General features: G+C 61.0%; 14 protein-coding genes. 2 read left to right on the forward strand and 12 right to left on the reverse strand.

The genetic code is table 11. The annotated features are described in order from the left end of the window. Positions 1 to 123 precede the first annotated feature (123 nt). From Q0367_RS03905 to rpmH, 11 genes are all read right to left on the reverse strand, one after another. Positions 124 to 831 carry a polyprenyl synthetase family protein gene (locus tag Q0367_RS03905; RefSeq protein ID WP_297630918.1) on the reverse strand — a complete coding sequence of 236 codons (708 nt, stop codon included), beginning with the start codon at positions 829 to 831 and terminating at the stop codon, positions 124 to 126. Between the two features lie 60 nt (positions 832 to 891). Then, on the reverse strand, positions 892 to 1,953 hold the full coding sequence (locus Q0367_RS03910; RefSeq protein WP_297630915.1) for a MerR family transcriptional regulator: 1,062 nt from the start codon (positions 1,951 to 1,953) through the stop codon (positions 892 to 894). A 267-nt stretch (positions 1,954 to 2,220) separates the two neighbouring features. Next, on the reverse strand, positions 2,221 to 3,294 hold the full coding sequence (locus tag Q0367_RS03915) for a Gfo/Idh/MocA family protein (protein WP_297630912.1): 1,074 nt from the start codon (positions 3,292 to 3,294) through the stop codon (positions 2,221 to 2,223). Next, the gene (locus Q0367_RS03920; protein WP_297630909.1) at positions 3,287 to 4,207 is read right to left on the reverse strand and encodes a ParB/RepB/Spo0J family partition protein; all 921 of its coding nucleotides are present in this window, start codon (positions 4,205 to 4,207) and stop codon (positions 3,287 to 3,289) included. The genes Q0367_RS03915 and Q0367_RS03920 overlap by 8 nt, the downstream gene beginning before the upstream one ends. Positions 4,208 to 4,245: 38 nt before the next feature. After that, positions 4,246 to 5,061 carry a ParA family protein gene (locus Q0367_RS03925; RefSeq protein WP_297630906.1) on the reverse strand — a complete coding sequence of 272 codons (816 nt, stop codon included), beginning with the start codon at positions 5,059 to 5,061 and terminating at the stop codon, positions 4,246 to 4,248. A gap of 112 nt (positions 5,062 to 5,173) precedes the next feature. Further along, on the reverse strand, positions 5,174 to 6,091 hold the full coding sequence (locus tag Q0367_RS03930; protein WP_297630903.1) for a PfkB family carbohydrate kinase: 918 nt from the start codon (positions 6,089 to 6,091) through the stop codon (positions 5,174 to 5,176). A gap of 124 nt (positions 6,092 to 6,215) precedes the next feature. Next, positions 6,216 to 7,091 carry an RNA-binding cell elongation regulator Jag/EloR gene (jag, locus tag Q0367_RS03935; RefSeq protein WP_297630900.1) on the reverse strand — a complete coding sequence of 292 codons (876 nt, stop codon included), beginning with the start codon at positions 7,089 to 7,091 and terminating at the stop codon, positions 6,216 to 6,218. 3 nt (positions 7,092 to 7,094) lie between these two features. Beyond that, positions 7,095 to 8,105: a YidC/Oxa1 family membrane protein insertase gene (locus Q0367_RS03940; RefSeq protein ID WP_297630897.1), complete on the reverse strand. Its 1,011-nt coding sequence runs from the start codon at positions 8,103 to 8,105 to the stop codon at positions 7,095 to 7,097. A 35-nt stretch (positions 8,106 to 8,140) separates the two neighbouring features. Beyond that, entirely contained in the window at positions 8,141 to 8,350 is a 210-nt protein-coding gene (gene yidD, locus Q0367_RS03945; protein ID WP_297630895.1) for a membrane protein insertion efficiency factor YidD, read from the reverse strand. Positions 8,351 to 8,376: 26 nt separating this feature from the next. Further along, positions 8,377 to 8,787 carry a ribonuclease P protein component gene (gene rnpA, locus Q0367_RS03950; RefSeq protein ID WP_297630893.1) on the reverse strand — a complete coding sequence of 137 codons (411 nt, stop codon included), beginning with the start codon at positions 8,785 to 8,787 and terminating at the stop codon, positions 8,377 to 8,379. A gap of 82 nt (positions 8,788 to 8,869) precedes the next feature. After that, positions 8,870 to 9,034 carry a 50S ribosomal protein L34 gene (gene rpmH, locus Q0367_RS03955; protein WP_297630890.1) on the reverse strand — a complete coding sequence of 55 codons (165 nt, stop codon included), beginning with the start codon at positions 9,032 to 9,034 and terminating at the stop codon, positions 8,870 to 8,872. 604 nt (positions 9,035 to 9,638) lie between these two features. Between rpmH and Q0367_RS03960 the strand changes: the two genes are divergently transcribed. After that, positions 9,639 to 10,973 (forward strand): hypothetical protein, encoded by a 1,335-nt coding sequence (locus tag Q0367_RS03960; protein ID WP_298981027.1) that lies wholly within the window; start codon positions 9,639 to 9,641, stop codon positions 10,971 to 10,973. A 24-nt stretch (positions 10,974 to 10,997) separates the two neighbouring features. Continuing rightward, on the forward strand, positions 10,998 to 13,538 hold the full coding sequence (priA, locus tag Q0367_RS03965; protein ID WP_298981029.1) for a primosomal protein N': 2,541 nt from the start codon (positions 10,998 to 11,000) through the stop codon (positions 13,536 to 13,538). 66 nt (positions 13,539 to 13,604) lie between these two features. Here the strand turns inward: priA and Q0367_RS03970 are convergent, their stop codons facing one another. Then, entirely contained in the window at positions 13,605 to 13,994 is a 390-nt protein-coding gene (locus tag Q0367_RS03970; RefSeq protein WP_363325829.1) for a hypothetical protein, read from the reverse strand. Positions 13,995 to 14,041: the final 47 nt, after the last annotated feature.

Consider the following 14,041-nt stretch of genomic DNA (forward strand, 5'->3'; position numbering starts at 1 on the left):
ATTGTTTGCGATCGATTAGTGATTGGAGAAACAAACGCGTTGAATCCGGTGTGATGCGAATCTATCTTGCACAAAAGCTGTGCAATATGTGAGGTCAGATGGATAGAGATCGAGGAGTTCCCTTTACTGTATGGACTGTCGCCAGTCCAGAAAAGCTTTCCACCGGGCGGACTGGGTGGGCGTCAGCAAAGGTTGCAGTTCTTTCTGGGCGTGATTCCAAAAAGGCGCCGCTTGCTCGGACGCCTCATGAGTCGCAAGCAATCCGGCCAGATGGAGCGCCATGGTGCGCACCGGAGGGGCGTTCTGCGCCAGATGAATCGCTGCATCGGCGCCAGCGATGAAGAGTTCCCGATCTTCGTCGAACGATGCGTCGCCGCCCTCCAGCAGTTGACGCAGATGCCCTTCGCTGATGCGTTTCAGCACGTCTGAAAAGATTTCGACCACGACCCGCTCGCCGGTGCGCACTGCCAGGGCCGCCGCCCGGCTGAAGCAATAGTCGCCGGCTAAGATCGTGCTCCCCAGCACGGATGAATACGCCGCTCCTCCTCGATCCGCCTCCCCGAGCCGGATATGGACGTTGATCGCCAGATGCAGCATTTCCAGGGCGGCTGCCAGATCGATGCGCCGTCGGCGCGCCGCCTCATCGTCCTGAGCGGGCATGCCGGCGGCAAGGACGAGCGCTCCCCGCTGTAGAGGATAGGTGCGACGCAGCTCCTGCGCCACCATCTGGCTGAAGGGCGGAAACAGCTCCGTCAACGCCTCGTGCAGAGTTTGCTCCACCTCCTTGAGCTCCGCTTCTAATTCCTGAAGGGCAACGTTTGTTTTGTCCATGGCGGCTCTTTTCTACAGCGGCGTTGTCATTGACCAGACATTGTCGTCGACCAAGCGTTGTCATCGATCGGATTGGGGGGTCGTTTGGCGACCTGAGAGGGAAGAATTCTGTTTGGGCAAGGAGCGAGTTTGCTCCGAAAGCAGCTCATCGATGCTCTCCACCGCCTCCATAGCGGTGGCGCCCAGATAAACGCCCGCAATCTCGTTTCGCAGCTCCGGGCGCAGATTGAAGGCGCGGCCGCCGTAGCCGATGATCGGGCGAGGGGGATCGATGCTGGCCAGCATTTCGCACAGCGGCTGCAGGCTGAGCGCAGCCTCCACCGTCGTTGCACTCAAGAGCACCATATCCGGCTTGATCGCTTTCACCTCCGCCACCAGATCTTCGATCGGCAGGTTTTGACCCAGGTAGCGAACGGTGTAACCTGCGCGACGCAGGTAGATGGACAGGAGCAGGGCGCCGACTTCATGCAATTCCCCGGGCGCACAACCCACCCAGATCAGCGAACGATCCGTTGCATTGGGCGCTGCGCGCAGGATCGCCGCCAGTCGTTGAATCAGATAATTGGTGGCGTAATGTTCACGCGTGATGCTGAGTTCGCCTCGATGCCAGCGCTCACCGATCTCCACCAACACCTGCATGATAATGTACTCGCCCACATGTTCGACCGGATAGAGCGCGAACGCGCGCGCCAGGATGGCCTCCGCCTCGTCCTCCTGATAGTTGAGCAGGGCGTCGAGCAGCGCCTTTTGAAGGTTGGCGAAGTTCTCCAGATCGAAGCGCGAGGGCGCCGGAAGCGGTTGCAATTCCACCGCGCGACCGGTCGGATCGGGCAGCGTCGCCTGCTCGTCTGCGTTCGATTGCTCCATGATCGTTTGCAGCCAGGCGACCGCCTGGCTGATCGACATGCCGGCGTCCACCTGAGCCTTGAGCCAGCGGATGATGGCGATGTCTCGATCAGAATAGAGACGATATCCGCTCTCCGAACGTTGCGGGCGACACATGTTGTAGCGCCGCTCCCATGCCCGCAGCGTGCTGGGGCTGATGTTGGTCGATTGCACAACAGCTTTGATGTTGTATAACGGAGTGGTTGAATAATCGCTCAGTCGTATCGATGCACCCACAACGCCTTTCACCTTCGTTTCCGATAGTTTTTTGATGTTCTCTTTTTGCGTCAAAAATTCCAGCGCCGACGAAGATGACATTGTTTCCATGCAATGCTCGCCGTTGCTCTACGCGCTGCTTATAGCATAGGTATTGTACTGATTTTTTACAATCTTAGCACGGTCTTTAGGATTGAGCAATTCGGCCGAAGTTTACGTAACGATTAAAGCTTTCCTCCTTCGCGGTCACGCCGAACCCTTGAGAGACAGGGTTCATTGTCCATCGACTTATCGAAATGTCGCCGGAACTGCTGGCTTTCGATGGTGCAAAGATTGTTGCGCCGCCAACACGCTCGCCACGGCGCGACGATCGTCCGCCGCAGCGGCAAGCGGCGCCTCGCCGAGACGGACAGCCGCCAAAAATCGAGCGACGCTCGCTCGATATGGATCGATCCGGTCAACCGGTAGAGGCTGCATCTGTTCGCCGCGCTGCAGCGTCAGGTGGCTGTGCGAGTCGTCGGGCCGGCAGCGCAGCGCAGTTAAACAGCCGGTCTCCCCGTAGATGGTGATGCGCGTCGGCGCGTGCGGCAGCACAAAGGAGTCATGAACAATCGCCGGCGCCCCTCCGCGCAGTTGCACAACGCTGAGCGCATCCTCTGCGCTCTCACCGCCCAGCAGATTCTGGAGAGAATGCGTCTGGATTTCCACCGGGTCGCTCAGCAAAAGATAGGCCAACAGGTCGATGTCGTGCAAGAGGCGGTCCCATAAAACGCCGCCGAAGGGCCGACGGAGGCGCCAGCCCCTCTCATCGAGCGGCGGCAGCGCCGTGTTGTCGATTTGCACGCCGAGCACCGCACCGATGGCGTCTTCCTGGAGCAGATCGCGCAGCCGCCGCACCACTCCTGTCGCCCGCCAGGCGTAATTCACCGCCAGCGCCACGCTGCGGTGACGCGCCAGCTGTTCGAGTTCGCGACTTTCATCGAGATCGTCGCTGAGCGGCGGCTCGCACAACACGTGTTTGCCGGCCATCAGGGCGGCGCGCACGGTCTCCGCGTGATGACGAGGATGATTGCCCACATAGACGCACTGCACTTCCCGGCGCTCCAGCAACGAGGTCAGGTTGTCGCCGGCATGAACGACGCCGTGCATCGCAGCGAAATGTTGCGCCCGCCGCAAATTATAGCTGTAGACGGCGGCCACGTAGGCGCTCATGACATCCGCCGCACCCACGGCAGGCGGCTGTTGTTGAATGGCAGGAATTATCCAGCGGGCGGCGACCCGGCTGGCGCCCGCGATCAGAAATCCCACGGAGCGTTCATCGAGCCTGCGCAGCGCAAGCGTGGGAGCCGGTGCGTCAGCCATCCTCTTCGCCTGTGATCAATCGAAAGATCGCTTCGAGATCCTCGTCGCTGTAGAAATGGACGACGAGCTTGCCTGCGCCATCTGGATTGCGGCTCAGGCTGACTTTGGTCCCCAAGACCGAGCGAAAGCGGTCTTCCATGTAGCGCAGATGGCTCCGCAGCTGCGGGTCTTCTTCGACCTCGGGCGAGGCCGGTTTGGCCGGCGGCTCGCTCATACGCCGCACCAACGCTTCGGTCTGGCGCACGGACAGCTCGCGCCGGATCACTTCGGACAGGGCGCGACGGATCGCCTCAGGGTCGGAAAGTCCAAGCAGCGCCCGCGCATGTCCTGCCGTGATCTGGCCGTCGATGACCGCCTGTTGCGCCTCCAGAGGCAAGCTGAGTAGACGCACTGCGTTGGCGATGGCGGGACGGCTCTTGCCGACGCGCTCGGCGACCTCCGCCTGCGTCAGCCCGAACTCGGCCATGAGCGTCTGGAAGGCGGTGGCCTCCTCGATCGGGTTCAGATCTGCGCGCTGGACATTTTCGACCAACGCCCACTCCATGAGCTGCTGCGGAGTCGCCTCCCGGACGATGACGGGGACTTCCTTCAGTCCTGCGATGCGGGCAGCCCGCCAGCGGCGCTCGCCGGCGACCAGCCAGTAGCGCCCCGGCTGATCCGCCGCTGCTGTGACGACGAGGGGCTGAATGACGCCGTGGGTGCGGATCGATGCGGCCAGCTCTTCCAGCGCAGCAGGGTCGAAAGAGGTGCGCGGCTGCCGCGGATTCGGCAGCAGCCGGTCGATGTCGATCAGCTGGACGCCGCCTGCTTCCGCCTGCGCCGCCACTTCCGGAGCAACCGGCGTGACGGCGGTGTCCATGATCAGGGCGCCGAGGCCCCGTCCCAGCCCGCGCCTTTTTGCTTCAGCACCCATCGTATGCCTCCATCTTGTACGACTTTACGACACGCGTTTTATGACACGCGTTGCAGCGATGAAGCCGAAATCTGGACGCGCACGCCTTCGACGCGCTGCAGAAATTCCTGCGCCAGCGCCTGGTAGGCCATGGCGCCGGCGCTCATCGGCGCGTAGCTCAGGATGGTTTGCCCATGGGAGGGCGCCTCGCTCAGGCGCACGTTGCGAGGAATAATCGTCTGGAACACTTCTTTGGGGAAAAACCGACGCACCTCTTCCACCACTTCCTGTCCCAGATTGGTGCGCGCGTCGTACATGGTCAACAGAACGCCGGCAATCACAAGCCGTTCGTTGAGAATCTCTCTCACCTGACGAATGGTGTTGAGCAGCAGGCTCAGCCCTTCCAGCGCCAGATATTCGCACTGCACCGGGATGATCACCCCATGGGTGGCGGCGGTGAGTCCGTTGATGGTCAACAATCCCAGGCTGGGCGGTTCATCGATGAAGATGTAGTCATATTTTTCGACGATGGGCGCCAGTGCGCGGGCCAGCAGGCGCTCGCGCGCCATCACGCCGGCCATTTCGACTTCGGCGCCGGCCAGGTCGGTGCTTGAAGGAAGCAGGTCGAGGTTCATCCACTGCGTGAGCGTCAACGCCTCCTGTACGGGACGACCATCGATCAGGACGTCGTAGAGGCTCACCGACAGCGTGCGCGGGTTGATTCCCAGGCTGGTTGTCGCGTTGCTCTGCGGGTCGGCGTCGACCAACAGGACGCGCCGTCCGCTCGCCGCCAGATAGGCGCCCAGGTTGACGGCGGTCGTCGTCTTGGCGACCCCGCCTTTTTGATTTGCAAAGCAGTAGATACGCGCCGTCATGGTTGGCCGGTTGCGTCTCCTTCGTGCAGCGCACTGCGTTGCAGCTCAATCTTCAGCAAAGGAATATTAATGCATCTCATGGCATTTCATGCAATCGGTCATTGCAGCGCGCTCAGAACTTCGTCTGTTCCACGAACGTCGGCTCGAAGGGGTGCGCCTCCATGTATGCAAGGATTGCTTGACGAGTGGGAATGCCGGTCGTCCCCACATGTTCGACGCTCATCGAGGCCGCCACATTGCCGAAGCGCGCCGCCATGATCGGGTCGCCCGTCTCTTCGAGACGAATCAGAAATGCAGTCGTAAAAATGTCGCCTGCACCCGTCGGGTCGACCTCCACGGCCGGACGCGGGGGGATCTTCGTCTCCAGAATGCCGCCGTCCGGCTGTCGTTGAAAGACGGTGGAGCCATCGCGGTATTCCGTGACCACGATCAGCGGCACATGCTCGAACGCCGGGGCCAATCGCTCCCATTCATAGTCAATATCTTCCAGGGACAACACCAGCGCATCCAAATGTGGAAGAATCTGCTCTGCGCTTTCCCACGGTTTGCTGTGCACCCGGCCATCGACGTCCCAGCGACGCATCCAACCCTGCGGGACCGCTGCGACAAGCGTCTCCTGCGGGAAGAGCGCAGCGACGTCCGGCTCGATCTCGTCGGCGATAGGGCCGAGCAGCACCATATCCGGGCGTCGGCAGGCGACAGGGATGTCGGAGGCGCGGATGGGCGGCGCAGGCGTGAAACAGTATTGAATGCGACCGTGAGGCGTGTAAATATTGGCGAAAGTGGTGGTCGAGGGGGAAGGCAGGACAATCAGTTGCGTCGACGGAGGCATGGCCGATAGATCGGTCTCCGGCGCCGCGCGCGTGATCACCGTCGGACGTCGGCCGAGCCGGTCGGCCACGACGGCGGCGAAAGTGACCGTGCCTCCCAGACGATAGGCGTCGAAATGATGGACATCGATCAGGTCGCGGGTGACGTTGCCGACCAACAGAATGTCCACTGCGAGGCGAGAAGAAATTTCCTGAGTCATGGCAACCCTATCAATTTTGGGCATCCTACAAACATTCACCCGAGGGCCGTCTGCGCATCGGGCGAACGCCGGGGCGGTGAAAGCGATCGGGGGCAGGAGGCGCCGCCCAGATTCCGGCTCTCTTTCACGCCGATTTGCGAGGAAGAATGTGCACTTTGCGCCGCTCCCCTTCGCCGCTGCTTTCCGTGATGACGTCGGGGTGATCGCGCAGGGTGAGGTGGATGATGCGACGCTCGCTGGCCGGCATCGGCTCGAGCGCCAACGCACGTCCGGTCTGGGCGACCTGCTGTGCAGAGCGCAAGGCGAGCTGTGACAGATGCTCCATGCGCCTCCGGCGATAGCCCTCGACGTCCACCACGATGTTCTTCCAACGGTGAAGGCGCTGATTCACCATCAGGCGCACGAGATATTGCAGATTGTTGAGCGTGTCTCCACGCCGACCGATGAGGGGATTCAGGTCCTTGCCGTGCAAATCGAGCAATAAATACCGTTGTTCGTTGTCGGCGTCCGGTTCTCGCCACTCGGCGACGACCCTGGCCTCGAAACCCATCAAGCGCACGACGTTGCCGAGCAGCTCGCTGGCGAGCTGCGCCAACTGCTCCTCTTCTTCAGCGGAGGACGGCTCCACCGTCTCAGCTTGCTCGAACTCTTCTGCGCCCTCCGCCTCCGCAGTCGTGAAAACAACATCAGCAGCTTTTAGGGATTGAGAAATCGACTCAGCGCTGCTCACGGCGGGAGGGCGATCCCCGGCGTCGTGTTGTTGAGGCGCTTCCAGGGAAGGTGGAGCGGAGACGGTGGTCGCCTCAAACTGGGGCGCCGCACTCGCCTGACGCGGCCTGATGCGCACCTGCGCCGGTTCGCTGCCTAGCCCAAAGATGCCGCGACTGCCCCGACTGATAATTTCGATTTCCGCCTCGGCCTGATTGAGTCCAAGGGCGCGCAGCCCCTCGGCGATAGCTTCTTCGACGTTCTTGCCGGTGAAGATCTGTGCATCTGCCATGATTTACTTCCTCTTCTGCCTGCTGCGCTTCGGAGTGGTGGACGCCGGTGTGGTCGACTTTACGGGCTGTGAGCTTTGCGGCTTGACGTCGGCCGTTTTGACGTCGGCCGCTTTGATGTCGGCTGTTTTAACGTCGCCGGCCTTGATGTCGCCGGCGGTCGCCGTCGCCAGCGCCACCTGCGGCTTTTGCAGGAAGAAGCGGGTGACAACCCATTGCTGCAGAATTTGCAAGAGGTTGCTGGTCACCCAGTAGAGGCTCAGGCCGGCGGGAACCTGGAGCGTGAAGTAGCCGAAGAACAGCGTCATCAGCAGACTCATGTTTTGCATCATCTTGGCCTGTTCTGAATCGCCTGTGGATGGCGTCATCCACTTCTGCATAAAAATTTGCGAAACGACCAGGAGAACCGGCAAGATGAGGTAGGCGAGCAGTCGACCATATTCGCCTGCGGACCACAGGTCGACGATCCAGCTCAGCCCCAGGGCGAAATTAGGAAAGCTCAGATCCGGGATCCAGAAAAAGCCGGAGTTTTCCAGCATCGGCCCGACGGCCACCAGGGCGGCGTAGAGTCCAAAAAGGATCGGCATCTGAATCAAAAGCGGCAGACAGCCGCTGAGCGGGTTGACGCCCGCCTCCTTATACAGCTTCATCTGCTCCTGCGCCAGGCGTTCGCGATCTTTGCCGTATTTTTTCTGCAGCTCGGCGAGCAGCGGCTGCAGCTCCTTCTGCGCCTGCATGCCGCGAATCTGGCTCAAATTGAGCGGGAAGGTGACGATCTTGATAATCAGCGTGAAAAGGATGATGGACCAGCCCCAGCTGTAGGGCACGCCCATCCCTTCGAGCATGGAGTCCAGCCCGATCAAGATGTTGGCGAGCGGCCAGACGACGAAGGTTTGCCAGAAGCCCTCCGGCGGCGTGGTGGTGACGTCCACGCCCTCATAAGGGACGCCGCAGCCCGTCAATACAAGTGGAATCAACAGCAGAATGGCAAGGACAATCCAGTGTTTTGACTTCACGAGGTTTCTCCTTACGCGGGTTTTTCCTCCCGGCCTCAGGGAACCGGATCATACCCGCCTGGGTTCCATGGATGGCAACGCAGAATGCGTTTCATTCCCATCCAACTGCCTTTGGCGACGCCATATTTTTCAATGGCTTGATAGGTGTACGAAGAGCAAGTCGGATAGAATCGGCAGTTGTTGCCCAAGAGCGGAGAGACGAACTTTTGATAGAAGCGAATGAGCGCAAGCGTCAGTTGCCGCATCTTGATTCTACTGGACTTGTTTGAACTCAAGCGTTGTGTTCAGAATCGCTCTCCGAAACTTGCTCTGGCGCTTCAGCCACAGCCGACGCATGGGCGGCATCCGCCTGGAATAGTTGCGCCCGCCCTAGCAGGCGGGCGCAGGCGGCTTCCATTTCGTGATAGTCCGCGCTGCAGATCGGTTGCCTTGCAATCAAGACGATGTCCCACCCCGGTTGAATGCGGTGCTGTTGCAAGCGCATGATCTCGCGTAGGCGTCGCTTGATGCGATTTCGTTGCACAGCCCTTCCGATGCGGCTGTTGACGGCGAATCCAAACCGGCTGTAAGGCAGGTCGTTGGGCAATGCGCACAGCACAAGCAGATGATTGACGTACGAGCGACCGCGACGCCGAACCTCCTGAAAGCGCTCGTTGCTGCGGATTCGATAGCGTCGTTTCACGGTGTGCAGTCTTGCCTGGCGACCGCGGGTAAGCCATTGCGTTCCTCACCTGCAGCCAAAATCAGGCTGATCCTTCTCAAGATCAGATTGCCTTGCGATGGCTCAGCTGTACACTTAAACGGGCGCGGCCTTTCAGGCGGCGTCGCTTGAGCACCTTGCGTCCGCCTGGAGTGGACATGCGGATGCGAAAGCCATGCGTCTTCAGTCGCTTGCGAACTTTAGGCTGCCAGGTTCGTTTGGTGGCCATTTCTTATCTACTCCTGTTTCAAGTCATCCTGTCTCAAGTCGATGGAAGCATCCGATCAGAGGGTCGCCGGCCAACGCAAAGACAGGACTCTCTATTCGATGCTTTTGTTCAAACTCGTTTTTTGCTCAAACCCAGTGGCGCCATTGGCGCCAGGCATTTTTGCGACCGATCAGGTTAAGTAATCAGTCGCAGAAATAGATCTTTCCGGCCAACGCATAAGCGAATGGATGACCGCTTCCAGACGCACTGAGCATTCTCCGTCCACTCACTTGCGTTTGCGTCAAAACGGCATTATACGCGTCGACTTTTGGCGCTGTCAAATCCGCTGTAGAGTTTCGGCGTTTCAATTCTGTATCCATCAGCGCCGCCTGTTTGCCCCATCCGCTCTAGCGATTGCCAGGTTCAACGGCGCGGCTTCTCTCTATTTACACCCCGGCGCGAATCGAACGAAGCCCAATCGCCGATGCTTTGTTGTCGAATAGTCCGAGATTTCGTGTGGTAAAAATTTGCTTTTGTATTGGCAAGCAGATCGATTGCATGGTACTATCTTTATGTTGGTTGCTAAGGGTTGGAGGCGTCCAGCCGAACAGAGGAGACGAAGTTTTTGAACAGAACGGATATTCCGATTCTCGACCCATCGGGCAAAAATTTTCGGCGTCTATCGATGCACACCTCTCTCGACGAAGGCGGTGAAGCGTTGCTTCGTCGCGCCGACGCCTTGTTGGATGAAATGTTGCTCGGCGGCCTCGACTTCGGAGACGCAGGTTGGGCGGGGAACGATGGTTCCCTGGAAAACAACGGCTTTATCGAAAATGAAACTTCTTCATCGGCCATCGACGCCGCAGACAACAGCGTTTCCGCCGACGAGCTGAAGCGCTCCCCCGACTTAGACCGATCAAAGCGGGATTTGACGCGGCGCGATTTGATGCCAGAGGCTCGTCTCGCCGTGCATCGTTCGGAGGCTGCGTCTTCCCTTTCTTCATCTTCGACGAGTCCTAGAGATGCGGAGAAAGATATAGATAGGCGGTGGCTCGCAGAAGCAGGCGTCGCCAAACCTGCGCAGCAGCCGACGTTGATCCCGGCGGAGCAGCGGTATGCGCAAAGCTCCAGACGCGCCTCCGCCGAGGAAGCGGCGACCTCCCTCAACGGGGCGATGCGGTCGTCCGCATCCGCCAGCCCGGTGCGACGACAATCCACCTCGCTGGCAAGCACAATGACGGTGGGCGGGCGTCTGGGGGCGCGTTCGCTGCTGTTGCCGCGGGAGCTGGAGACGGACGCCGAGAAAGCGCAACAGGAAATCCAGGCGCTGCTGGCAGAGATCTCTGCAGCGCTGCCGGCAGGCCACGAAGCCGCCCAGCGCAGCCGACATCTGCTCCAGAAGGCGCAACATATCCTCCAGGAAGAACCTTCGCGCACCGCCGAAGTCGATTATTATCTGCAACAGGTCAGGCGAATCGTCCAGCGCACGCGTCAGATGCAGAATGACTCGGCGCTGTATCGCCGGCGACTGACAATTTATCTGAGTGGATGGACGGCGCTGGCGGCCGCTGTCTTGGTCGCACGCTACTGGCTGCAATCCGACCTGCTGGCGCTGCTGGAGACGCTCTTTTGGCGCAGCGAGGAATCGGTCTGGGTGCAGTTCGTCCCGATGTGGATCGGCGCCGCTTTTGCCGGCGCGCTGGGCGCAGCGCTCGGCGCTTTGTATAATATGCAACGTCATGCAGCGAAGGAATATGGGTATTTTGACCGCAAATATGGGTTGCGCGGCCTGATCTTGCCGCTTCTCGGAAGCCTGTTCGGGACGATGCTTGCAATCCTTTGGGCGGTCGTCTGCATCTTCGGCGGTCTGGACCCCCAGGCGCTGTGGATCGGCTCGGCGCCGGCCGTTCTCGCATTTGCGCTCGGGTTGATTCAGGAATGGTTGTACGGCGTGCGGTGATCGCCGTGAAACTTTTCGATTCACATGGTTATCGTTGAAACCGTCGTCAATGCGCCGATCCGGCGCTCCTTTCATCGCCGCGAGGAGCCGCCCCCGCCCCTCGAAGACGACGAGGCGCTTCAGACCTTTCACTATCATCTGCCGCCTGAACTGGAAGAGATCGTTCAGCCCGGACACCTGGTTTGGGCGCCGTTTGGTTCGCAAGAAATCCAGGCGATCGTGATTCGCCGCGGCGCCGCCGCGCCGGTGCCTACGAAGGCAATCTTGCGCCTGGCGCGGCCGGAGCCGGTGCTCACCTCAACGCAGATTGCGCTGGCGGCCTGGATCGCCGACTATTATGCAGCCCCGTTCGCCTCAGCGATCCGGCTTTTCTTGCCGCCTGGGTTATTGAGCCGTGCAGGCGCCGCCGGCGGCGCGCGCGCCCGTCGAGAGTGGCGCATTGCGTTGGCGCTGGAGCCGGCGGCGGCGCAGCGTCGGCTGACGACGCTGGGGCGAGAGAGCGGCCAGGCCAGGGCGCTGGCATGGCTGCTCGACCACGAGGGGGGCTCCGTCGCCGTGGCTCAACTTCAAACGGAATGCGGGTTGCACAGTGACGGCGCAATTCGCGCCCTTGCCAAACGCGGCGTCGTTCAGATTGCAGAAGGCCAGGCGGCGCTCGCCGTCGACCGGGAGGCAGCGACTGCAGCCCTGCTCAATATACGCGGCGCCGATAAATACGCGCCGATCGTGGAGGCGTTGGCGGAGGCCGGCGCCCCGGTCTGGCGCCACGAGCTGAGCGCAAAAACGAACGCACCGCTGCCCTGGCTGCGCGATCTGCTCCGAGCAGGCGTCATTACGATGCAGGAAGAGATCTTCGTGCGCGATCCATTGCTCGGGCGCACCTTTCCGTGCGATGCGCCGCCTGCGTTGACGAGCGAACAGGAGGCGGTCTGGCGAACGATCCTGACGCAAGGGTTTGAGCGGCCCGGCGGCGCTGCGTTTCTTTTGCATGGCGTCACCGGCAGCGGCAAGACGGAAATCTATCTGCGCGCCATCGCAGAGACGCTGCGACGTGGGGGGCGAGCGATCGTTTTGGTGCCGGAAATCGCCCTTACGCCGCAGACGGTGGCCCGTTTCGCCGCTCGTTTTCCCAACCAGGTGACGGTCATCCATTCGGGGTTGAGTCAAGGCGAACGCTACGACGTCTGGCGCGGCGTCCGCGAGGGGCGTTACGCCATTGTCATCGGGCCCCGCAGTGCGCTTTTTGCGCCTGTCGCCGACCTGGGCTTGATCGTCATCGACGAGGAGCACGAGGCGACCTACAAACAGGATGCAGAGGAGTGGGGCGGCGACAAAGTCTTCTACGACGCCCGCACCGTGGCGCGTCGTCTGGCGGAAATGGTCGGCTGCCCGCTCATCTTTGGCTCGGCGACGCCCAGCCTGGAGACTTACTACGCCGCCCAACAAGGCGAAGTGATCTTGCTGGAAATGGCGCAGCGGGTCATGGGGCATGGAAAGACGCACGGGGCGCCTTATATGGAGTTGCCTCCTATCGAAGTGGTCGATATGCGTCAGGAGCTGCGCGCCGGCAACCGCAGCCTCTTCAGCCGCAGCCTAGCTTCACAGTTGATGGAGACGCTGGCGGCGCATGAACAGGCGATCCTTTTTCTCAATCGCCGCGGCGCGCACACCTTTGTCATGTGTCGAGATTGCGGCCACGTCGAGGAGTGCAAGCGCTGCACGGCGCCGCTCACCTATCACGCCGAACGGGGAGGGCGCCCTGCGCGGTTGGTCTGCCACCACTGCAATCAGACCTATCCGACGCCCGTGCAGTGCCCGAGCTGCCAGAGCAAGCGCATCCGCTTCTTCGGCGCCGGCACAGAGCGGATCGAGGAGGCGGTGAAAGAGATTTTGCCCGAAGCGCGGATCCTGCGCTGGGATGCAGACACCACCGCCGGCAAAGACAGCCACGAGCGGCTCCTGGCGGCGTTCGCCAACCACGAGGCGGACATCCTGATCGGCACGCAGATGATTGCCAAGGGCCTCGACCTGCCATTGGTGACGCTGGTGGGCGTCGTCGCCGCCGACATCGGGCTTTTCTTGCCGGATTTTCGCAGCGGCGAGCGCACCTTCCAGTTGCTGACGCAGGTGGCGGGGCGGGCGGGGCGCAGTCAGCGCGGCGGTCGCGTGATCATCCAGACATACAGGCCGGAGCACTACGTCATTCAGGCGGCGGCGCGGCATGACTACCACGGTTTTTATGCGCGCGAACTGGCTTTTCGCCGCGAACACGGCTATCCGCCGCTGCGCAGAATGGCGCGCCTGATCTACTGGGATAAACGCCTGGAGCGCGTTAAACAGGAGACAAAACGCATGGCGGCCGCACTGCGTCATCGTCTGAAGGCAATGGGGTTGGAGGGAGAGGCCTCCAGCCTGCTCGGTCCTGCGCCTGCGTTCTTCGAGCGTCACCGCGGCTACCACCGGTGGCAGCTCCTGTTGCGCGCTCCAGACCCTTCCGCCGTGCTGCGCGGGCTTGACATCCCCCTAGGGTGGCGCATCGACGTCGATCCGCTCACAACTTTATAACTCACGTTACGCAGTTCGATGACGCTTTCTCGTAGAGTGCAGCCTTTCGGGAAGCGAGAAGGAATTTCACAAACCTTCTGGCGACCTGGAGATTCTCTCGTGAAAGTCAAGAGAGTAAGATTCAAGGAAGGGGTTTAAGAGCGGTCTGGAAAGGTCAACCGGAGCGAAAGACCGTCCACGCCCAACCAGAATCTTACGAGCCACTGCGATGGGGACAGGGTCGAGGCCGAGAAAGGCGACGAGTTGTTTGGCGGTTCCCTGCGCACGAGGGAGGGCGTAAAACCGATACAGCAGCATCAGCAGACGCAAAACGCTGCGCGCGCCGACGCCGGGCGCGTGCTCGCGGATCCAGCGCTCCAGCCAGACCATGGTCAACAACTTGCCGGAGTCCTCTGTGTGCCAGAGGATGCCTCCCTTGCGAAGGTGGATGGCGAGCCGCACGCTTCGCTGAACCACTACAGCCCCGGCGCTGTGGTCAACTTTTTACACCGCAAAGTGGCGGG

This window comes from uncultured Caldilinea sp. (genome assembly GCF_937128415.1).
Classification (GTDB): Bacteria; Chloroflexota; Anaerolineae; order Caldilineales; family Caldilineaceae; genus Caldilinea.

Excerpts from the sequence above, each read along its gene's own strand:
- Q0367_RS03905 (WP_297630918.1), bottom strand. The coding sequence starts at position 831 with ATGGACAAAACAAACGTTGCCCTTCAGGAATTAGAAGCGGAGCTCAAG.
- Q0367_RS03920 (WP_297630909.1), bottom strand. The coding sequence starts at position 4,207 with ATGGGTGCTGAAGCAAAAAGGCGCGGGCTGGGACGGGGCCTCGGCGCC.
- Q0367_RS03925 (WP_297630906.1), bottom strand. The coding sequence starts at position 5,061 with ATGACGGCGCGTATCTACTGCTTTGCAAATCAAAAAGGCGGGGTCGCC.
- Q0367_RS03915 (WP_297630912.1), bottom strand. The coding sequence starts at position 3,294 with ATGGCTGACGCACCGGCTCCCACGCTTGCGCTGCGCAGGCTCGATGAA.
- jag (WP_297630900.1), bottom strand. The coding sequence starts at position 7,091 with ATGGCAGATGCACAGATCTTCACCGGCAAGAACGTCGAAGAAGCTATC.
- rpmH (WP_297630890.1), bottom strand. The coding sequence starts at position 9,034 with ATGGCCACCAAACGAACCTGGCAGCCTAAAGTTCGCAAGCGACTGAAG.
- priA (WP_298981029.1), top strand. The coding sequence starts at position 10,998 with ATGGTTATCGTTGAAACCGTCGTCAATGCGCCGATCCGGCGCTCCTTT.
- Q0367_RS03930 (WP_297630903.1), bottom strand. The coding sequence starts at position 6,091 with ATGACTCAGGAAATTTCTTCTCGCCTCGCAGTGGACATTCTGTTGGTC.
- yidD (WP_297630895.1), bottom strand. The coding sequence starts at position 8,350 with ATGCGGCAACTGACGCTTGCGCTCATTCGCTTCTATCAAAAGTTCGTC.